This is a genomic window from Rhizobium sp. YTU87027 (assembly GCF_050644135.1).
In the GTDB taxonomy this organism is placed as follows: Bacteria; Pseudomonadota; Alphaproteobacteria; order Rhizobiales; family Rhizobiaceae; genus Rhizobium.
This window is the reverse complement of sequence record NZ_CP098440.1, coordinates 1-19111: the sequence shown is the minus strand read 5'-3', so window position 1 is coordinate 19111 and position 19111 is coordinate 1. Positions and strand designations below refer to the sequence as shown.

Annotated in this window: 20 protein-coding genes; 13 read left to right on the top strand and 7 right to left on the bottom strand. The window is 60.8% G+C overall.

Annotated elements, in window-relative coordinates; genetic code table 11:
• The first annotated feature begins 88 nt into the window (after window positions 1–88).
• The 3 genes from NBG89_RS00100 to trmB all read left to right on the top strand — a co-directional run bounded on the left by NBG89_RS00100 (window position 89) and on the right by trmB (window position 2644).
• Window positions 89–508, top strand: coding sequence for a helix-turn-helix domain-containing protein (locus tag NBG89_RS00100; protein WP_088691158.1), 420 nt, complete (start codon window positions 89–91; stop codon window positions 506–508).
• A 184-nt stretch (window positions 509–692) separates the two neighbouring features.
• Window positions 693–1946 carry a methionine adenosyltransferase gene (gene metK, locus NBG89_RS00095; RefSeq protein ID WP_431321201.1) on the top strand — a complete coding sequence of 418 codons (1254 nt, stop codon included), beginning with the start codon at window positions 693–695 and terminating at the stop codon, window positions 1944–1946.
• Window positions 1943–2644, top strand: coding sequence for a tRNA (guanosine(46)-N7)-methyltransferase TrmB (gene trmB, locus NBG89_RS00090; protein ID WP_431321200.1), 702 nt, complete (start codon window positions 1943–1945; stop codon window positions 2642–2644). The genes metK and trmB overlap by 4 nt, the downstream gene beginning before the upstream one ends.
• A 7-nt stretch (window positions 2645–2651) precedes the next feature.
• On the opposite strand, the gene NBG89_RS00085 is transcribed toward trmB, so the two are convergent.
• Window positions 2652–2909 (bottom strand): DUF1150 family protein, encoded by a 258-nt coding sequence (locus NBG89_RS00085; protein WP_088691155.1) that lies wholly within the window; start codon window positions 2907–2909, stop codon window positions 2652–2654.
• A gap of 49 nt (window positions 2910–2958) precedes the next feature.
• A complete protein-coding gene (locus tag NBG89_RS00080; RefSeq protein ID WP_431322740.1) occupies window positions 2959–3390 on the bottom strand; it encodes an Hsp20 family protein in 432 nt (143 codons plus the stop codon).
• Window positions 3391–3652: 262 nt separating this feature from the next.
• On the opposite strand from NBG89_RS00080, the gene NBG89_RS00075 reads away from it, so the two are divergent.
• Entirely contained in the window at window positions 3653–4597 is a 945-nt protein-coding gene (locus NBG89_RS00075; RefSeq protein WP_431321199.1) for a nucleoside hydrolase, read from the top strand.
• Between the two features lie 23 nt (window positions 4598–4620).
• Here NBG89_RS00075 and grpE read toward each other — a convergent pair whose 3' ends face one another.
• Complete coding sequence (gene grpE, locus NBG89_RS00070) at window positions 4621–5241, bottom strand: nucleotide exchange factor GrpE (RefSeq protein WP_431321198.1); 621 nt, start codon at window positions 5239–5241, stop codon at window positions 4621–4623.
• 217 nt (window positions 5242–5458) lie between these two features.
• Here grpE and NBG89_RS00065 point away from each other — a divergent pair, with 217 nt between their 5' ends.
• Window positions 5459–5893: a GFA family protein gene (locus NBG89_RS00065; protein ID WP_431321197.1), complete on the top strand. Its 435-nt coding sequence runs from the start codon at window positions 5459–5461 to the stop codon at window positions 5891–5893.
• Between the two features lie 5 nt (window positions 5894–5898).
• On the opposite strand, the gene hrcA is transcribed toward NBG89_RS00065, so the two are convergent.
• The gene (gene hrcA / locus NBG89_RS00060; RefSeq protein ID WP_431321196.1) at window positions 5899–6987 is read right to left on the bottom strand and encodes a heat-inducible transcriptional repressor HrcA; all 1089 of its coding nucleotides are present in this window, start codon (window positions 6985–6987) and stop codon (window positions 5899–5901) included.
• Between the two features lie 175 nt (window positions 6988–7162).
• Between hrcA and rph the strand changes: the two genes are divergently transcribed.
• The 4 genes from rph to hemW are packed head-to-tail and all read left to right on the top strand — an operon-like array spanning window position 7163 to window position 10158.
• Window positions 7163–7882, top strand: coding sequence for a ribonuclease PH (gene rph / locus NBG89_RS00055; protein WP_431321195.1), 720 nt, complete (start codon window positions 7163–7165; stop codon window positions 7880–7882).
• Window positions 7879–8295, top strand: coding sequence for a VOC family protein (locus tag NBG89_RS00050; protein ID WP_431321194.1), 417 nt, complete (start codon window positions 7879–7881; stop codon window positions 8293–8295). The genes rph and NBG89_RS00050 overlap by 4 nt, the downstream gene beginning before the upstream one ends.
• A 7-nt stretch (window positions 8296–8302) precedes the next feature.
• Entirely contained in the window at window positions 8303–8947 is a 645-nt protein-coding gene (gene rdgB, locus NBG89_RS00045) for an RdgB/HAM1 family non-canonical purine NTP pyrophosphatase (protein ID WP_431321193.1), read from the top strand.
• Between the two features lie 8 nt (window positions 8948–8955).
• On the top strand, window positions 8956–10158 hold the full coding sequence (gene hemW / locus NBG89_RS00040; protein ID WP_431321192.1) for a radical SAM family heme chaperone HemW: 1203 nt from the start codon (window positions 8956–8958) through the stop codon (window positions 10156–10158).
• Here hemW and NBG89_RS00035 read toward each other — a convergent pair.
• Window positions 10155–11072 (bottom strand): DMT family transporter, encoded by a 918-nt coding sequence (locus tag NBG89_RS00035; RefSeq protein ID WP_431322739.1) that lies wholly within the window; start codon window positions 11070–11072, stop codon window positions 10155–10157. The genes hemW and NBG89_RS00035 overlap by 4 nt on opposite strands.
• Before the next feature lie 216 nt (window positions 11073–11288).
• Here NBG89_RS00035 and gcvA point away from each other — a divergent pair, with 216 nt between their 5' ends.
• The 4 genes from gcvA to NBG89_RS00015 all read left to right on the top strand — a co-directional run bounded on the left by gcvA (window position 11289) and on the right by NBG89_RS00015 (window position 16368).
• Window positions 11289–12173, top strand: a complete 885-nt coding sequence (gene gcvA / locus NBG89_RS00030; RefSeq protein WP_431321191.1) for a transcriptional regulator GcvA — start codon at window positions 11289–11291, stop codon at window positions 12171–12173.
• A gap of 136 nt (window positions 12174–12309) precedes the next feature.
• On the top strand, window positions 12310–14490 hold the full coding sequence (locus NBG89_RS00025; protein WP_431321190.1) for a TonB-dependent siderophore receptor: 2181 nt from the start codon (window positions 12310–12312) through the stop codon (window positions 14488–14490).
• A gap of 4 nt (window positions 14491–14494) precedes the next feature.
• Entirely contained in the window at window positions 14495–15244 is a 750-nt protein-coding gene (fhuF, locus tag NBG89_RS00020; protein ID WP_431321189.1) for a siderophore-iron reductase FhuF, read from the top strand.
• On the top strand, window positions 15241–16368 hold the full coding sequence (locus NBG89_RS00015; protein WP_431321188.1) for an ABC transporter substrate-binding protein: 1128 nt from the start codon (window positions 15241–15243) through the stop codon (window positions 16366–16368). The genes fhuF and NBG89_RS00015 overlap by 4 nt, the downstream gene beginning before the upstream one ends.
• Here NBG89_RS00015 and NBG89_RS00010 read toward each other — a convergent pair.
• Both NBG89_RS00010 and dnaA read right to left on the bottom strand, forming a co-directional pair.
• Window positions 16365–17444 carry a saccharopine dehydrogenase C-terminal domain-containing protein gene (locus NBG89_RS00010; RefSeq protein ID WP_431321187.1) on the bottom strand — a complete coding sequence of 360 codons (1080 nt, stop codon included), beginning with the start codon at window positions 17442–17444 and terminating at the stop codon, window positions 16365–16367. The genes NBG89_RS00015 and NBG89_RS00010 overlap by 4 nt on opposite strands.
• Before the next feature lie 119 nt (window positions 17445–17563).
• Complete coding sequence (gene dnaA / locus NBG89_RS00005) at window positions 17564–19111, bottom strand: chromosomal replication initiator protein DnaA (RefSeq protein WP_431321186.1); 1548 nt, start codon at window positions 19109–19111, stop codon at window positions 17564–17566.

Genomic DNA, 19111 nt, shown 5'->3' with positions numbered 1-19111 from the left:
TAATCAGGACTTTGCAACGTGACGTTTTGGGGATGGGTTTGGGCATGCCGGTTTAAACAAGGTTGAAAATTATTGTTAGGGCAGGACCATGATTGAGAACAAGAAGAGGCCGAACCCCATCGACGTCCATGTTGGCAGTCGCATTCGCCTTCGTCGAACAATGCTAGGAATGAGCCAGGAAAAACTCGGGGAGAGCCTCGGCATCACGTTTCAGCAGATCCAGAAATACGAAAAAGGCACCAATCGCGTCGGTGCAAGTCGCCTTCAGAACATCTCCAGCATTTTGAACGTCCCCGTCTCCTTCTTTTTCGAGGACGCGCCAGGCGAACAATCTTCCGGTCTATCCGGCATGTCGGAGGCCTCCAGCTCGAACTATGTGGTCGACTTTCTTTCATCGTCCGAAGGACTCCAACTCAACCGCGCCTTCGTGAAGATCACGGACCCCAAGGTCCGTCGTAAAGTGGTCGAACTTGTGAAGGCGCTCGCCGCCGAAGCCGACAGCGAATAATCGCCACTCAAAATTTGGAGCAAAATAGGAAAGCGGTCGCAACGGCCGCTTTTTGGCGTTTTTTGGGCATATTTTGCCACTTCGCCGCAGATATAAAGATATATTTATGTCCTTGTACGCTTGTTTTTCGCGTACGAACTGAGTACCTACTAGGCAGCTTTTGTTCTTTGAGGGGAATCCCGGAATGCGCGCGAATTACCTTTTCACCAGCGAGTCAGTTGCCGAAGGTCACCCGGACAAGGTGTGTGACCGGATCTCCGACGAGATCGTGGATCTGGTCTACCGCGAAGCCGCCAAGACCGGCGTCAACCCCTGGGGCGTGCGCATTGCCTGCGAGACGCTGGCAACGACCAACCGAGTCGTGATCGCCGGTGAAGTGCGCCTGCCGCCGAGCCTGATGAAGAAGGACAAGGACGGCAAGGACGTCATCAATCCTTCGAAGTTCAAGGCCGCTGCCCGCCGCGCCATCAAGGACATCGGCTACGAGCAGGACGGCTTCCACTGGAAGACGGCGAAGATCGACGTGCTCCTGCACTCGCAGTCCGCCGACATCGCCCAGGGCGTCGACAATGCCGCCGACCAGCAGGGTGACGAAGGTGCTGGCGATCAGGGCATCATGTTCGGCTACGCCTGCAAGGAAACGCCTGACCTCATGCCGGCGCCGATCTACTACTCCCACAGGATCCTGCAGTTGCTCGCCACGGCCCGCAAGAAGGGCGACGGCGACGTCGCCAAGCTCGGCCCGGACGCCAAGAGCCAGGTGACGGTGCGCTACGTCAACGGCAAGCCCGCCGAAGTCACGTCGATCGTTCTCTCCACCCAGCACCTCGACGAAAGCTGGGACTCGAAGAAGGTTCGCGCAGTCGTCGAGCCCTATATCCTCGAAGCTCTCGGCGATCTGCCGGTCGCCGACGATTGCAAGTGGTACATCAATCCGACCGGCAAGTTCGTCATCGGCGGTCCCGATGGCGACGCGGGCCTGACCGGCCGCAAGATCATTGTCGACACCTACGGCGGCGCTGCTCCGCACGGTGGCGGCGCATTCTCCGGCAAGGACACGACCAAGGTCGACCGTTCGGCCGCCTATGCTGCCCGCTACCTCGCGAAGAACGTCGTTGCCGCCGGTCTTTCCGATCGCTGCACGATCCAGCTCTCCTACGCTATCGGCGTCGCACAGCCACTGTCGATCTATGTCGACCTGCACGGCACCGGCAAGGGCGTGACGGAAGACCAGGTCGAAGCCGCTATCCGCAAGAACATGGATCTGTCGCCGACCGGCATCCGCCGTCATCTCGACCTCAACAAGCCGATCTACGCCAAGACCTCGGCCTATGGCCACTTCGGCCGCAAGGCCGGCCGCGACGGCTCGTTCTCCTGGGAGCGCACTGACCTCGTCAAGGCACTCAAGGAAGCCGTCAAGGTCAAGGAAGCAGCATGACCGACATGGAACGCCGCGGACGCGCGACCGAAGCCTTCTTCGGTCGCCGCAAGGGAAAGGCTCTGCGCGAACATCAGGCAGAGCGACTGAACACCCTGCTTCCGGCGTTCCTCATCGATCTTTCAGCGGCTCCACCCGAGCCGCTGAAAACTCTCTTTCCGGTGTCGACCGAAAGGCTGCGCCTGGAAATTGGCTTCGGCGGCGGCGAGCATCTGATCCATCGCGCCGTGGAAATGCCCTCCACTGGCTTTATCGGCGTCGAGCCTTTCATCAATTCCATGCAGAAGCTGCTGACGAGCGTCGACAAAGCGGGCGCCAAGAACGTCCGTGTCTATAACGATGATGCGACGCAATTGCTGGATTGGTTGCCTGATGCCTCGATCGACCACATCGACCTGCTCTACCCGGATCCATGGCCGAAGCGGAAGCACTGGAAGCGCCGCTTTGTATCGAAGACCAATCTCGACCGCTTCCACCGCGTCCTAAAGCCGGGCGGGCTGTTTTGCTTCGCGTCCGATATCGATACTTACGTCAACTGGACGCTACTCAAGTGCCGCGACCACGGCGGCTTCGAATGGCTCGCCCAGAATGCTGCGGATTGGCTGACGCCCTACGAGGGCTGGCCGAGCACACGCTACGAGGCCAAGGCGCGGCGTGAAGGCAGATCTTCCGCCTATCTCACATTCAAGCGCGTCTGAGCCTGCCTTAGTGCAGGCTCACCGTTTTCAACTCATCCTCGGCAGCCTTGAAGAAGGTGCTCGAGCGGTTGTCCGTCAACAGGATCGGCGTGCCATCGGCGCCGAATAGCGCCCATAGGTCAACGCTCGGATCGATATCCGGCGCTTCAGGGAAGCACTTGGAGACTTCTTCAGACCGCATTTTCCGGATGTAGGCGACCTCGCCGTTGCCGATACCGGCAAGTTCGGTTTTGGTCAGGTGAGAATTGGCTTCTTTCATCAACATTCCTGTACCTCCAACAGAAGGGACCAACGGCTCAAGTTGCGCCGTTGTCCTACTGTGAGACCGAAATGTTAATTTTCTTCACCATACGGTTCGGCTCCGGGCGGATGAGATCCACCGACAACAATCCGTTCTTGAGGCAGGCGCCCAGAACCTGCATCCCGTCGGCCAAAACAAAAGTCCGCTGGAACTGACGCGCAGCGATGCCGCGATAAAGGTAATCACGTTCCCCCTGATCGACTTGGCGACCCCGGATCGAAAGCTGATTTTCCTCGACCGACACGTCCAGTTCTTCTTCGCTGAACCCGGCTACGGCAAGGGTTATACGCAGCCTCTCCGGATCACCGGAGGCGCGATTGGCGGCGACGCGCTCGATATTGTAGGGGGGGTACCCGTCGCTAGCCTTCGAAAGGCGCTCAAGCGTCTTTTCCATGGCGTCGAAGCCCAAGAGCAAAGGGCTCGCGAAAGGCGTAATGCGGCTCATCGTCTTCAAGTCCTTGATCCAAGCGACCTTGCCGGACCTGAAGAACAGCATCCGATTGCTCCTAATATGGGAATTGCTGGCGACGGACGCAAGGCGGATATCCGCACTCGCTGCCGCGGGGGGCGCGCAGGGGTCCGACCTTGACAAAGCAAGCGCCGCCTCGCATCAAAACCTGCCCGTACCGGCTGTGCCGATTTGCGACGGGAATATAAACAAACGGTGCATGCCAAGAAGACGCGCACCCGAGGATGGAACGATCGGAATGGCAAACCCTAGAAAGATCATCATCGACACTGACCCCGGCCAGGACGATGCCGCCGCCATCATGCTGGCCTTTGGCAGCCCGGAGGAACTCGCCGTTCTCGGGATCACCACCGTCGCCGGCAATGTGCCGCTGTCCTATACGAGCCGCAACGCACGCATCGTCTGCGAACTCTGTGGCCGGACCGATACGAAAGTCTTTGCCGGCGCCGACAAGCCGATCGCGCGCAAGCTGGTCACCGCCGAGCACGTGCACGGCAAGACCGGCCTCGACGGCCCTGTCCTCGACGAGCCTGTCATGCCGCTGCAGGCGCAGCATTCCGTGGACTTCATCATCGAGACACTGCGCAGCGAGCCGGAAGGCACGGTGACGCTGTGCACGCTTGGGCCACTGACCAACATCGGCCTGGCCTTCCAGAAGGCGCCCGACATCATCCCGCGTGTCCGCGAACTGGTCATGATGGGTGGCGGCTTCTTCGAAGGCGGCAACATTACGCCGGCGGCCGAGTTCAACATCTACGTCGATCCCGAGGCCGCCGACATCGTCTTCCGTTCCGGTGTTCCGATCGTAATGATGCCGCTCGACGTCACGCACAAGCTTCTGACGCGCAAGGACCGCGTCAAGCGCATGGCCGATCTCGGCACGCGCCCGGCCATCGCCATGGTCGAGATGCTGGAATTCTTCGAACGTTTCGATGTCGAGAAATATGGCTCCGACGGCGGTCCGCTGCACGATCCGACGGTTATCGCCTACCTGCTGAAGCCTGAGCTTTTCAAGGGCCGGACCTGCAATGTCGAGATCGAGGTAAAGTCGGAACTGACAGTCGGCATGACCGTCGTCGACTGGTGGCACGTCACTGACCGCAAGCGCAATGCGCGGGTCATGCGTGATGTCGATGCGGACGGCTTCTTCGATCTGCTGATCGAGCGTTTCGCCCGCATCTAATGCCTATAGGTGCGCCTGAGAGATCAGGCGTCCTTCTGGTCGAAAACCGAATTGGCTTCGGACTCGACGAGCTTCGGGCCGCCCTTGGCGACGCCGACCATGGCAGGACGCAGAACGCGTTCACCGATGGTGTAGCCGGCCTGAACGACCTGTACGACCGTGTTGTTCGGCACATCAGGGTTCGGCACTTCAAACATGGCCTGATGGAAGTTCGGATCGAACTTCTGGCCGACCGGCTCCAGCTTGCGGACACCGTGGCGCTCGAGCGCAGACAGCATCGAGCGCTCCGTCATCTCGACGCCTTCGATCAGCGTTGTCAGACCGGCGTCGGCCGCTGCCTTGGCTTCCTCGGGGATCGCATCGATGGCGCGGCGCAGGTTGTCCGAGACGGCCAACATGTCGCGAGCAAAGCCAGCGGCTGAGTAGGTCTTGGCGTCCTTGACTTCCCGCTCTGTGCGGCGGCGCAGGTTATCCATCTCCGCGGCAAGGCGCAGATAGCGGTCGCGCAGCTCTGCATTCTCGCCCTTCAGAAGTTCCAGCGGATCGGGCTGAGCTGTGGCTTCGTTCTCGACGTTTGCGGCGGCGTCCGCTGCGGCTTCGACCGCGGCTGCGTCTGGTCCGTTCTTCGTCGTTTCGTCAGTCATGACGTTCTCCGGTGATTGGTGTCTTTTAGGATGTGCCCGATATCGAGCTTTGACGGGCAAAAATCAAGTCTGCGTGACCGAAAAGCACGTGATGCAAGGCAACTCATGCAGGGTTGATCGAGAGGGCTAGCTTGACTTGCCCGTGCTAAAGTTCTTTTATTTTAGCCGTATCTAAATCTTTGGTGCTTCGACCTTTCCAGGTCAGGGAGCTGCTACCATGAGCGATCAGAAAAGCTATTCCGGGCGCTGCTTCTGCGGCGCCGTGGAGATTGTTGCTACCGGCGAACCGGTGGCTATGGGTTATTGCCACTGTGCCTCCTGTCGACATTGGTCGGCGGGGCCAGTCAACGCCTTCACGCTCTGGCAGCCGCACACTGTCCGCGTTACCAAAGGCGGCGAGCACGTTGAGGGCTACCAGAAGTCCGATACGAGCGTGCGGAAATTCTGCGAGTTGTGCGGCGGGCATCTCTACACCGAGCACCCCACCTGGGGCGTCACCGACGTTTACGCGGCACTTCTGCCCGATCTTGACTACACTCCGACGCTGCATGTGAACTATCAGGAAAGCGTACTGCCTATCCGTGACGGTCTGCCGAAATACAGAGACATGCCCGCTGAGATGGGTGGCTCTGGCGACATGCTGCCGGAGTAGCTGTCCTACTTCGCGCCGCGTGACAATCGTGTCATCAGCTGAGCAGTATAGTCGACCATCGGGACAATGCGTGAGTAATTGAGCCGCGTCGGCCCGATGACGCCGACGGCGCCGACAATGCGGTCGTCGTCATCACGATAGGGCGCGACAATCAGCGACGAGCCGGAGAGCGAGAAGAGCTTGTTTTCCGAGCCGATGAAAATACGCACGCCCGGCCCGCTCTCGGCGAGATTGAGAAGCTCCAGCAGGCTGTCCTTCTTTTCGAGATCGTCGAAAAGCATGCGCAGGCGGTCGAGATCGTCAGCGCCCGCGAGACCGGCGAGGAGATTGGCGCGGCCGCGAATGATGAGCTGGGCCGGCTTGCCTTCGTCGGCACTGCCGGACCAGACAGCGATGCCGCGCTCGACGAGATCCTGCGACAGTGTATCGAGTTCGCTGCGCACCTCGTCCTTCAGTCGGCTTAATTCATTTCGCAGTTCCGGCAGCGTCTGGCCGGTCATGTGGGCGTTTAGGAAGTTGGCGGCCTCGGTCAATTGCGACGACGTCACGCCGGCCGGAAGCTCGATGATGCGGTTTTCCACCTGGTCGTGATCGCCAACGAGGACCGCAAGCGCCTTGGTTGGCTCAAGCCGGATGAATTCGACATGCTTGAGAACGGGATCACTTTTCGAGGTGATAACAAGTCCGGCGCCGCGCGAAATGCCCGAAAGCATTCGGCTAGCCTCGTTCATCATCAATTCCATCGGATTGTCACGGCTTTCGGCGCGCACCTGGCGGTCAATGCTAGCGCGGTCCTCGGCCGAGAGGTCGCCGACCTGCATGAAGGCATCGACGAAAAAGCGCAGGCCTATCTGCGTCGGCAGACGACCGGCACTGACATGCGGCGAATAGATGAGACCGAGTTCTTCCAGATCGCTCATCACGTTGCGCACGGACGCCGGTGATAGCGACATCGGCAGGATGCGCGACAGGTTGCGGGAGCCGAGCGGTTCACCCGTTTCCAGATAGCCCTCTACGATGCGGCGAAAGATTTCCTTAGAGCGTTCATCCAGCGCAGCCACTGCATCTGAAACCGACGTCGACCTGAACTCCATGAAACCTTGCATACCCGTGCTGACGATGATCCGACAAAATATAGCCAATCTCCCCGCAGCGGCAAAAGGGAAATTGCAAATGGGCGCTGCCAATCGTAGAAGCTCTCAACACCACAGCACGCATGATCTATCCGAAGGCTGCTCGCGCCTTCGGCATGACGATTAGGAGAATAGTATGCGGCCCTCAGGCAGAAAAACCGACCAGATGCGCAAGGTCTCGTTCGAGCGCAATTTCTCCAAGCACGCGGAAGGTTCCTGTCTGGTGAAGTTCGGCGATACGCATGTACTGTGCACGGCTAGCGTCGAGGAAAAGCCGCCGGCATGGCTGCGCAACACCGGCAAAGGTTGGGTCACGGCCGAATACGGCATGTTGCCGCGCGCCACCGGCGATCGCATGAAGCGCGAGGCCGCATCGGGTAAGCAGGGCGGCCGCACGCAGGAAATCCAGCGGCTGATCGGCCGTTCGCTCCGCGCCGTCGTCGACCTCAAGGAGCTCGGCGAGCGCCAGATTACCCTCGACTGCGACGTCATCCAGGCGGATGGCGGAACGCGCACGGCATCGATCACCGGCGCCTGGATCGCGCTTTACGACTGCCTCAAGTGGATGGAGAGCCGCAACATGCTCAAGGTCGAGCGCGTGCTCAAGGACCATGTCGCGGCCATCTCCTGCGGCATCTTCGCGAACCAGTCGGTGATCGACCTCGACTATCTCGAAGACTCCTCGGCCGAGACCGACGCGAACTTCGTAATGACGGGCGCGGGCGGCATCGTCGAAATCCAGGGCACCGCGGAAGGCACGCCCTTCACCGATGAGGAGTTCGGCTCGCTGATGGCACTCGCCAAAACAGGCATTGCCGAGCTCGTCGCGATGCAGAAGCAGGCGATCGCCGGATGAACGACATGCTGGAAGGCATGCTGGAGACGGCGCTCTATGCGGACGATCTCGACACGGCCGAAGCCTTCTATGCAGGCGTTCTCGGTCTTTCGAAGATCTCGCGGAGCGGCAACCGGCACGTCTTCTTTCGCTGCGGCCCCGGCGTATTGCTGATCTTCAACCCTAAGGAAACGATCAAGCCGCCCTCGCCCACCGCGCTGCAGGTGCCGCCGCATGGAACGACGGGTGCAGGACACGCCTGTTTCCGCGTCTCAGGCGAAAATCTCGATGCGATTGCCGCCCGGCTGAACTCCGAGGGTGTCGCCATCGAATCCGAAGTCACCTGGCCGCAAGGCGGCCGATCGATCTATTTCCGCGATCCGGCGGGCAACAGCCTCGAATGCGCCGAAGCCCGCATCTGGGGAATCGAATAGGACAATCATGCGCAAGCTCGAAACCAAGACCATCGTCGTTGCCAGCCACAATGCCGGGAAGATCCGGGAAATCCAGGACCTGATCGGTCCATTCGGTTTCACGGCGAAGTCAGCGGCTGAACTGAACTTCGTGGAGCCTGATGAGACGGGCACCACCTTCGAGGAAAACGCGAAGATCAAGGCGCTCGCCTCTGCCGAGGCCGCCGGACTGCCGGCGCTGTCGGACGATTCCGGCCTCGCCATCGACGCGCTTGGCGGCGATCCCGGCGTCTATACCGCCAACTGGGCCGAGAAGCCCGACGGCACCCGCGACTTCGCGATGGCGATGGAAAAGGTCGAGGCAGCAATGGACAAGGCCGGCGCCTCAACGCCGGAGCAGCGCACCGCCCGCTTTGTCAGTGTGCTCTGCCTTGCCTGGCCGGACGGCCACACGGAGCTTTTCCGCGGCGAGGTCGAAGGCGCCGTCGTGTGGCCGCCGCGCGGCAGCCAGGGCTTCGGCTACGATCCGGTCTTTCAACCCGAAGGTTATGACACTACCTTTGGCGAGATGAGCGCGGAAGAAAAGCACGGCTGGAAGCCGGGCGACGAAAGAGCCCTGTCGCACCGCGCCCGCGCCTTCAAGATTTTCGTCGAAACCTGCCTGGAAGCCTAAGGGCACACGTGGACACTTTGGAACAGCCTGACTTGACGCGCTATGCCGCTCTTTTGCCCGATACCGGCGAACCCGGCTTCGGCGTCTACGTGCATTGGCCGTTCTGCGCCGCCAAGTGCCCCTATTGCGATTTCAACAGCCACGTCCGCCACCAACCGGTAGACCAGGAGCGCTTCACCGCGGCCTTCCTGAAGGAGATGGCGACGGTACGCCAATTGAGCGGACCGAAGACGGTGACGAGTATCTTCCTCGGCGGCGGCACACCCTCGCTGATGAACCCTTCGACGGTTTCGGCCATTCTCGACGGCATCGCCAAGCACTGGCATGTGCCCGATAGCATCGAAATCACCATGGAGGCCAATCCGTCCAGCGTCGAGGCGGAGCGTTTCCGCGGCTATCGCGCCGCCGGCGTCAACCGCGTCTCGCTCGGCGTCCAGGCGCTGAACGACCGCGATCTGAAGTTCCTCGGCCGATTGCACGACGTTGCCGACGCCTTGAAGGCGATCAAGTTGGCGCGTGACATCTTCCCGCGCATGTCCTTCGATCTGATCTATGCCCGCCCGAACCAGACCGTCGACGAATGGGAACGCGAGCTGAAGGAGGCGATCTCCTACGCGGTCGACCACCTCTCGCTCTACCAGCTGACGATCGAGGAAGGCACGCCCTTCTACGGCCTCCACAAGGCTGGCAAGCTTATCGTACCAGATGGCGATCAGTCGGCTCTGCTCTATGAGGCGACGCAGGAGATCACTGCCCGCGAAGGGCTGCCTGCCTATGAGGTGTCCAACCACGCGCGCCCGGGTGCGGAAAGCCGCCACAACCTCACCTACTGGCGCTATGGCGACTATGCCGGCATCGGCCCCGGCGCCCACGGGCGGCTGACGCGCGGCAGCATGAAGATCGCGACCGCGACCGAGCGGAAGCCGGAAAGCTGGCTCGATCTCGTCGAGAGCGACGGCCATGGCATCCTCGATCAAGAGCAACTCGGCTACGAGGAGCAGGCGGACGAACTGCTGCTGATGGGGCTGCGCCTGAAGGAAGGCGTCGATCTCGCCCGCTGGCAGCAGCTTTCGGGCCGCGATCCGGATCCGAAGCGGGAAGAATTCCTGCTGGAGCACGGCTTCATCGAGCGGATCGGCAATTCCAGGCTTCGCTGCACGCCATCAGGGATGCTGATCCTCGATTCCGTGGTCGCCGATCTCGCCTGCTAGGCAGGCCGCTTTCTGCCAAGCGAGAACAACCGCCCGTCGATCGCCGCAAGGCCGATCGCGATCATCGCCATGCCAATCAGGTGCTTGGCCTGCAGCTGCTCGCCGAGAATAGCCGCTCCGAGCAGGATGGCGCTGACGGGGATCAGGAAGGTCACGAGCATAAGGTTCGTCGCGCCAGCCGTCGCCAGGATCCGAAAGAACAGCACATAGGCAATCGCGGTCGACAGCAGGGCCAAGCCCAGCAATGCTATCCAGGTTTCGAATGATGGGGCGGCCAATGTCCAGGGTTGATCGACGATGAGCGCGATCGGCAGCATCAGGAGCGTCGACGCGGTGACCTGCCCCGCAGCGGGAATGAGCGGCGCCATGCCCATCTGGCGAAAACGGCGACCGAAGATACCGGCAAAGGAATAGGAGAGTGCAGCACCCAGCACGGCAAGCTGCGCCAGCACGTTCGAGCCGAGATCACGCAGCACATCGAAGCCGATCATATAGGCGACACCTGTAAAGCCGATGAGGACGCCGAGCAGGCGGTTGCCGGTCATCTTTTCGTCGGCAGTCAGGACGTGCGCGACAACGACGCCAAACAGCGGCGTGGTGGCATTCAGGATTGAGGCAAGGCCGCTTGCGATATGCGTCTGGCCCCAGACAATGAGGCAGAACGGGATCATGTTGTTCAGGACGCCCATGCCGAAGAAGGCCGCCCAAGCCCTGCCGTCGCGCGGCAGGACGTGGCCGGTTGCCCGGACGATCACGTTCAGCGCCAGCGCGGCGATCAGAACCCGGCCCGTGACGATCGTGAACGGCGGCAGGGTCTTTACCAGAATGCCGTTGAAGAGGAAGGAGCCGCCCCATAGCAGGGAGAGCACCAGCAGCATTCCCCACTCGGCAAAGCCCATCTGTTTCTGCTGCATCATCTTCTCCCTAGTCAGCCTGCCACCGGAATACATCCCGTCACAGGCTGCCACCACCCGATTGTTGCGCGGCGCGGACGTGGCAATTCTCGATTTATTCTCGCTCATCACAAAGCTTGAGTCAGCTTTTGCGACGGCTTTCTTCCTGATATTATTGCGGCGTCTGCCGAGAGACAAACGAGTCTTTCTCGATCCATGATATAGCTGAGCTAAACCATGAGTGACTACCTCCCCTCTCTTTCGGCGCTTCGAGCCTTCGAAGCCGCTGCCCGGCACCTCAGTATGACGCTCGCAGCAAAAGAGCTCAACGTTACGCCAGGCGCCGTCAGCCTGCAGATCCGCGACCTGGAAGCATCGCTTGGCGTCAAGCTGTTCGAGCGCAAGACCCGTGCGCTCGCCTTGACCGTGGAGGGCGCGGACTACTTCTCGACGCTCAGAGCTGCATTCCGTCTCGTCAGGGAAGCGACGGCTGCAATCACGGCGCGGGGACGCGGCGCCGTTCTCAACGTCACCTGCACGGCGGGATTTGCGACCTACTGGCTCGTGCCGCGTCTTGGACGTTTTGAGGCGATGCACCCTGAAATCGACGTGCGTATCAGCGCATCACACCGCGTGCTCGATTTTCAGCGTGACGGCATCGACCTTGCAATCCGCCACGGGCTCGGCGGCTATGACGGCCTGATCAGCGAGCGGCTCGTCGATGACGAGCTCGTGCCAGTCTGTACGCCAGGGCTTGCCACTGAAATGGGGGACCATCCGTCGCCAAGCGCGCTCACTCGTTTCCAGTTGATCCACGACGTCTATCGCCATGACTGGCGGCTCTGGCTGGAGGCGGCAGGCGCCAAGGGGGTCGACCCCTCGCGCGGGCCGATCTTCATGCATGGCAACGGAGCCTATGACGCGATGAAGGCCGGGCTGGGCTTTGCTTTGATGCGACGATCGTTCCTTGAGCGCGACCTGAAGGAAGGCGCGGTGGTCACGCCCTTCCCGCTTGGCATCGCAAGCCGACTTGCCTTCCACCTCGTCTATCCGGGTCTTGCGCTGGAGCGACCGGCCGCGGCCGCCTTCCGTCGCTGGCTGCTGTCGGAGGCGCAAGCCTGAGCTGACTGTGGCCGATTTGTCATACAAATCGCAAAGTGGAGTAGATTATTCATGAAATTGGGTTTTCTTCGGGCTTTTTCTTGACTATTAAGCTCCAGATAAATCCACAAATGAGCATACCCGGTGCAATAAGCCAATGAATAATCTCCGCTTTTCCTCTCGAATCCTCTCCACATCAGCATTGACGGGCGTGGCGCTCATCCATCTTCTTGCGCCAGCCGCAGCTCAGGATGCCACGGGACAGCAGCAGGACGGCGCGACGGTTCTTGAAGATATCATCGTCAATGGCGGCAGCGGCGGCGTGATCCAGGCAGACGGATATGTCGGCAAGAGCAGCGCGACAGGCACGAAGACCGACACGCCCTTCATCGAGGTGCCGCAGTCGATTTCGTCCGTGACCGAGCAGCAGTTGAAGGACCGGAACCCACAGACCCTGCTCGATACGGTCGCTTACACGCCGGGCACGCGCGTCGGCGCTTATGGTTTCGATCCGCGCTTCGATTCGTTCTCGGTGCGCGGCTTCGACGTGACCTATACCGGGATCTTCCGCGACAACCTTCGCCAGCCCGGCGCAGGTTCGTCACTCTTCAAGACCGAGCCTTACGGCCTCGAGGGAGTCTCGATCCTCCGCGGCCCCTCCTCGGCGCTGTATGGGGCGACGGGTGCAGGCGGCCTCTACAACCTCATCACCAAGCGGCCGACGGACGAGCCTTTTCACGAGGTTCAGCTGCAGTATGGCACCGAACAGCGCTATCAAACCCAGTTTGACGTCTCGGGTCCGGTTAACGATACGGACCCCTTCTATTATCGTCTGACGGGCCTCTACCGCGATGCCAACACGGAGCAGATCAGCGTTCCCGACGACCGCGTTTATATCGCGCCAGCCTTCATGTGGAAGCCGGACGAGGACACGAAACTAACCATTCTCGGCGAATATTCCCGAACCAAGACCGGCGGAACGGCGGCCTACTACAATGATCCAGCCGGCAACGTCACGGATTATTTCGCCGGCAATCCGGCCTTCAACGACTCGGTCCAGAACCAGGCCCGCATAGGCTATGAGTTCGAGCATCGACTGAACGACGTCTTCATCTTCCGTCAGAACGCCCGCGTCTCGACACTCAACATCGACGCCGACTGGGCCTTCGCCTACGCACCCAATGCGGTTAACCCGAGTCTCCTCGACAGTAGCGCCGGCACCTTCGACGAACGGCTGACGGCTTTCGTCATCGACAATCAGTTGGAAGCCCAGTTCGAGACGGGCGCGGTCGACCATACACTGCTTGCGGGCCTGGACCTGACCAAGCTGCGCTGGCGCTCGCTCGATGGCCGGGGCGTCTCGCCGCCGCTCGATACCAACAACCCGACGGCAGGAGCTTTCGTTGCACCGATCGATTTCGACACGCGTACCGTCCAGGACCAATGGCAAGTCGGTACCTATTTACAGGATCAGATCCGCTATGACGCATGGATATTGACCCTTGGAGGTCGCTACGACTGGGTCTCGACGGACACTGACAATACCGACCTCAGCACGAATGCGCTGACGAGCATTTCGCAAAAGGACAAGGCATTTTCCGGCCGTGTCGGCTTGGGCTACGAGACCGATTTCGGTGTTGTACCTTATGCCAGCTACTCCACCGCCTTCGCGCCCAATGCCGGCATCAACCAAGAGACGGACCAGCCCTTCAAACCGACGGAAAGCGAACAGGAAGAGATCGGCGTCAAGTACCTGCTGCCGAACAGCAATACGCTGCTCACGGCAGCGCTGTTCAATATCGACCAGAAGAACAGCCTCTACTACGAGGTCGTGAACCTTGCGACCGGACCGGCCAATATACAGGTGCAGCGCGGCAAGATTCGTTCCCGTGGTTTCGAGCTCGAAGCCAATACGAGCCTCGACAACGGCCTGTCGCTAGTGGCGTCTTACACTTACACCGACACTGAAATCCTGGAGGGAACGACCGGGACGGTCGGCAATTCCGTCTCGTCGGTTCCGAGGCACATGGCTTCGCTCTGGGCGAACTATACCTTCCAGGAGAGTAGCCCTATCTACGGTCTCGGCATCGGTTTCGGCACCCGGTATCTCGGCAAGAGCTACACCAGCGACGCCAACATGGCCCAGAACGGTTCACGCGTCCTCTTCGACGCCGCCGTCAGCTATGATTTCGCGGCGCTCGACAAGAAATACGAGGGCCTGAGCCTGCAGCTCAACGCCACCAACCTCGTCGATCGCCGTGAGCCCATCTGCTCGGCTGGCTTCTGCTACCGCGACCAGGGCCGCACTGTGATCGGCAGCCTGCGTTACACATGGTGAGCTGATGGCAAGCGCGCGGCACCATATCGCTGATCCGGGCCACAGCGCCTCGGTTCTCTCGCCGGCCTTTGCCGGCGAGCATACGTGGTGCCGTGAGAAGATGGCCCTTGCCGCCGATTTGCCCGACGGAGTACTGCTGCCGCTGTTCTTCGGCGATGGTGGGTTCGAGCAGGCGATTGACCGTTATGCAGAGGCCTGCGGCGACAGTGACCGGCGCGCCATCGTCTCGATGTGGTCGTTGTACTACTTCTCCGCCCTCTCCATTCCCTATGTGCTGGCTCGCCGCCTTGCGGCGCAGCAGCTTCCCGTCGCCTTCGACGGGATGACAATCGCATTGCAGGACGATGGCCTGCCACGGGCGTTCGGCGTGCCGCATCGCGGCCGAAATACCGAGGGCGACAAGGAGGACGGCTTTGAAGCCATCGGGCCGTTGTTGGAAGAGCATCTTCCGGAGGCCGTCAGGAAGCTCACCACCTCCGCCATTTCGGCCAAGCTGTGCTGGAACAATGCTGCTGTGTATCTCGACTACGTGCTGCGGTTGACACGGCCGCCTGAAAGTCCGGATCTCACGATCTTTGTGCGCGGCTGCCTGCCCGATGGTGGCGTCAATCCTCTTTGCGGCAGCCTCCGGTATGTCGAGGAAGACGGAGAGCGTGTCGCCCGTCGGAAGATATGCTGCCTGCGCTACATGCTGCCAGGCGTTCAGAGCTGCGGCAAGCTTTGTGCTCTTCCCAGCCAGAGGAACGTGCAATGATCCCCACCACGATTACAAGACGCGGCTTTCTCGGTGCGGCGTCCGCCATGCTCTGCGCGCCGACTCTGCTGAAGGCCGAGATGCAATGGCCGTTGACTGTAACTGATGCCGTCGGGCGAACCGTGACAATATCGAGGAAACCGAAGTCGATCATCCTCGGCACAGGCTTCAATCTTGTCGCACTATCGCTGATCCATCCGGATCCGGTCAGCCTGCTGGCCGGCTGGGCGACTGACATGAAGACGGATAACCCGTTCATCTACGATGCCTTCCGCGGCAAGTTCCCGGCCCTCGCCGACGTCCCGCTCGTCAGCAACGGCCTGGCGGATGGCATGAACTTCGAAGCCGCCCTCTCGTTGGAGGCCGATCTGGCGGTTATGGGCATGTGGCAGGCAGAAGGTGAGCAAGGGAAACGTGCTATCGACTATTTCCAATTGACTGGCGTGCCTGTCATCGTCGTCGATTTCAATGTCGATCCACTGAAGAGCACCCCGCGGGACATCCGTCTCCTTGGTCGTATCCTGGAGTGTGATCAGCAGGCTGAGAACTATGCGCAGTTTTTCGAAAAGCGGGTGCAGCGCATCAGAGCGGGAGCGACGGGGAAAGGCGAGGATGGGCCGCTGGTGCTGATGGATGCCTTCCCGAGCGCAACCCGGGGCAGCTGGGCATACGGCCGAACCGGCCTCGGCGAATTGATCACGCTTGCCGGCGGACGCAACATCGCCGACAAGAACCTGCCGCCGCAGGGCGGACCGGTGACGGCGGAGTATGTCATCGCAGCTGAGCCGGACATCTATATCGCCACAGGCTCGCCGGGCAGCAACTACACCGTCTTCTCGATCGGTCCCGGCGTCGATCCTGCAGAAGCCCGTCGGTCGCTGCAGGAAACCGTCAAGGCGCCCGCCCTTGCCCCGCTGAAGGCGGTGCGTGAGGGAAATGTTCACGGCATGTGGAACTTCTTCAACGCCGTGCCGCTGAACGTACTGGCCGCCGAGGCCATCGCATCCTGGGTAAGGCCCGACCTGTTCGGCGATGTCGATCCCCTGGGCAGTCTCGCCGAGATCAACGAGCGCTTCGCCGCTGTGCCCTTCGAGGGGGCATACTGGACGAGCCTGAGAAGCTAGCGACCTGGCGCGCCGGTCTTGAAAAGGCTGCCAGTCGGCGTGTTCAGGAACATCTCCAGCGGAATGTATTCCTGATGCAGGAAACCGGTGGACGGCAGCAAGTCGTCGCGCACCATCTCGATCACGGCAACCACCGACGCCGACGTCGTCCAGGCGATCGCCGTGCGGCGAGCGCCAGCGATCTCGATCGGATAGTAGGCGCGGACAAATTCCTTGCGGCGCAGGTTGCCGTTCTCCGTGCCCTCCGCCGCCACATGGACATAGACGACATCGTCTTCGACCGGCGGCTTGGCGTTGGTGAGGATTTCGCCGGCGAGCTTGCGCCTGTCGCGCATCAGGAGTTCATGGAAAAAGAAGTTCATCAGATCCATGTGCCCGGGATAGCGCATCGTCTTGTAGTCAAGATTCTCGACCTTGCCGAGCATGGTGTCGCACATGGTTCCGAGGCCGCCTGACGTTGTGAAGGCTTCGAGCTTGACGCCTTCGACATAGATCGTCTCGTGCCACTCCATCGGCGAGACGAGCTTGCGAATGCCCCCCTCGATCACTTCGCAGTCGTTCAGATACTCGTTGACCACGCCCTCTGGCGACCAGTTGAAGGCGTAGCCGAGGAGACCGGTCGGATGCTGCGGCAGGGCGCCGACCCGCATGCGAATGGACCGGCATTTGTCGAATCCATCCGCAAGACTCGCCCCGACAATGCCGACGAAGCCAGGGGCGAGGCCACATTGCGGTGCCATCAGCCCGCGCGCGGTCTTGGATAGTTCGATAATGAAATTTGTGGTCGGCACGTCCTCGGTCAGGTCGAAATAGTGAATGCCCGCAAGATGGGCAGCGCGCGCCAGGCCGATGTTGAGGTGATAGGGCAGGCAGGAAAGCACCGCCTCGACGCTCGATAGCAGTTCGCCGATGACAGCAGGATCGGAGATGTCTTCACTCCTGCATTCGAACGGCAGGCCCTCCGTCGACGCCTGAACATCGACGCCGAGAACGTCGAAGCCTCCCTCGTGCAAGAGCGTTGCGGCCAATCGCCCGACCTTGCCCAGCCCGAGAACAGCGATCCTGTCGAAACTCATCCGGCTCCCTCCCTGTACCGCCAGCCCATGCTCCTCCAAGCCAGCCTACAGAAGATTGTGCGCAAAAGAAAACGGCCGGAGCGATGCCCGGCCGTCAACTTGCACAGAAGGTTTCCCGACTATTCGTTGATCAGGCGCTTCAGCAACTCGATCTCATGCGAGAGCTTCGTGTCACCGGCAATCAACTCCTCGATCTTGCGAACGGCATGCAGCACGGTCGTATGATCGCGACCGCCGAAGCGACGGCCGATTTCCGGGAAGGACCGCGGCGTCAGCGTCTTCGACAGATACATGGCGATCTGGCGCGGCTTGACGATGACGCGGGTGCGGCGGTTCGAGACCAGCTCCTGACGCGACACATTATAGTGCCGTGCGACGATGCGCTGGATGTCCTCGATGCGGACACGGCGCGGCTCGCCCGAGCCAACGAGATGAGCAAGAAGCTCATCGACGCGCTCGACCGTCAGGTTCGGCTCGAAGGAGCGGCGGAAAAGCAGCTGGTTGAAGGCGCCTTCCAGTTCGCGGCCGCTTGCCGTTATGTTACGGGCAACGTGGTTCAGCAGATCGGCCGGGATTTCCAGAGACGGATCCTCGACACGAGCAGCAGCGAGGCGACGCTTCAGGATTTCGAGACGCATCTCGTAGTCCGGAGCGTCGAGTTCGATGGCCACACCGCCCTGCAAACGCGAGCGGACGCGTGGATCGAGCGATTCCAGCTCCCAGGGAGCCCGATCGGCAGCGACGACGACCTGCTTGGCGCTGTCGAGCAGCATGTTCAGCAGGTGGCAGAACTCATGCTGGATCATCTTGCCCTGCAGGAACTGCATGTCGTCGATGATCAGGAGGTCAATGTTGCGCAGCGAGTCCTTGAGCGTCAAAGCATCATTGTCGCGGATCGCGGTTGCGAAACGCCACATGAAATACTCTGCTGTCAGATAGACGACGCGCAGTGCGCGCGGGTTCTGAACCGCGGCATTGGCGATCGCCTGCAGAAGATGCGACTTGCCGAGACCGACGCTGGAATGGACGAAGAGCGGATTGAAGCGGACAGCGCCCTGTCCAGCTTCCGCAATCGTCTTGGCAGCGGCAAGAGCCACACGGTTGGAGCTGCCCTCGACGAAGGTGTCGAAGGTGAAGCGAGAGTCCAACGGCGAGCCAAAGAGCGGCTGGCCGGAAGTGGCCGGACGGGCTGCGGCTGCAGACGAAACCGCCTGCTGTACAATCTGGCCGGCATGCTGCGCCGCTGGGCGGCGCGTCTGCGCAGTGGCGACAGGCTCTGGAGAAACCGGCTCTTCAGCGGGTTTGCCAACGCCACGCGTTGCCGTGCGAACAAGAATTTCGACTTTCAGGATTTCGGAGTCTTCTGCCTGGAACAGGTTGGTGATCAGCTCAAGATACCGGTTGTTGATCCAGGACTTCAGGAAAGTCGTCGGCACCGTCAGGCGCACGACGCTCTTTGAAACCGAATGCAATTTCAGCCGCGCGAACCAGCTTGCATAGACATCCGGACCGACTTGCGCCTTCAGGCGGGCGCTGACACGCTCAAAAAGTACACCATGCTTCATGTCTCCCTTTTCCCCTGCCGCTTCGGCGCACATAGAGCCAAACGCCTGCGGTTCATTGTCCCCACTCTCCAGGACATCCGCCGTCATTGTATTCATCTGCAT

Coding starts and splice junctions, on each gene's coding strand:
- NBG89_RS00100 (WP_088691158.1), top strand. CDS start 89: ATGATTGAGAACAAGAAGAGGCCGAACCCCATCGACGTCCATGTTGGC.
- metK (WP_431321201.1), top strand. CDS start 693: ATGCGCGCGAATTACCTTTTCACCAGCGAGTCAGTTGCCGAAGGTCAC.
- trmB (WP_431321200.1), top strand. CDS start 1,943: ATGACCGACATGGAACGCCGCGGACGCGCGACCGAAGCCTTCTTCGGT.
- NBG89_RS00085 (WP_088691155.1), bottom strand. CDS start 2,909: ATGTTGATGAAAGAAGCCAATTCTCACCTGACCAAAACCGAACTTGCC.
- NBG89_RS00080 (WP_431322740.1), bottom strand. CDS start 3,390: ATGAGCCGCATTACGCCTTTCGCGAGCCCTTTGCTCTTGGGCTTCGAC.
- NBG89_RS00075 (WP_431321199.1), top strand. CDS start 3,653: ATGGCAAACCCTAGAAAGATCATCATCGACACTGACCCCGGCCAGGAC.
- grpE (WP_431321198.1), bottom strand. CDS start 5,241: ATGACTGACGAAACGACGAAGAACGGACCAGACGCAGCCGCGGTCGAA.
- NBG89_RS00065 (WP_431321197.1), top strand. CDS start 5,459: ATGAGCGATCAGAAAAGCTATTCCGGGCGCTGCTTCTGCGGCGCCGTG.
- hrcA (WP_431321196.1), bottom strand. CDS start 6,987: ATGGAGTTCAGGTCGACGTCGGTTTCAGATGCAGTGGCTGCGCTGGAT.
- rph (WP_431321195.1), top strand. CDS start 7,163: ATGCGGCCCTCAGGCAGAAAAACCGACCAGATGCGCAAGGTCTCGTTC.
- NBG89_RS00050 (WP_431321194.1), top strand. CDS start 7,879: ATGAACGACATGCTGGAAGGCATGCTGGAGACGGCGCTCTATGCGGAC.
- rdgB (WP_431321193.1), top strand. CDS start 8,303: ATGCGCAAGCTCGAAACCAAGACCATCGTCGTTGCCAGCCACAATGCC.
- NBG89_RS00035 (WP_431322739.1), bottom strand. CDS start 11,072: ATGCAGCAGAAACAGATGGGCTTTGCCGAGTGGGGAATGCTGCTGGTG.
- gcvA (WP_431321191.1), top strand. CDS start 11,289: ATGAGTGACTACCTCCCCTCTCTTTCGGCGCTTCGAGCCTTCGAAGCC.
- NBG89_RS00025 (WP_431321190.1), top strand. CDS start 12,310: ATGAATAATCTCCGCTTTTCCTCTCGAATCCTCTCCACATCAGCATTG.
- fhuF (WP_431321189.1), top strand. CDS start 14,495: ATGGCAAGCGCGCGGCACCATATCGCTGATCCGGGCCACAGCGCCTCG.
- NBG89_RS00015 (WP_431321188.1), top strand. CDS start 15,241: ATGATCCCCACCACGATTACAAGACGCGGCTTTCTCGGTGCGGCGTCC.
- NBG89_RS00010 (WP_431321187.1), bottom strand. CDS start 17,444: ATGAGTTTCGACAGGATCGCTGTTCTCGGGCTGGGCAAGGTCGGGCGA.
- dnaA (WP_431321186.1), bottom strand. CDS start 19,111: ATGCAGATGAATACAATGACGGCGGATGTCCTGGAGAGTGGGGACAAT.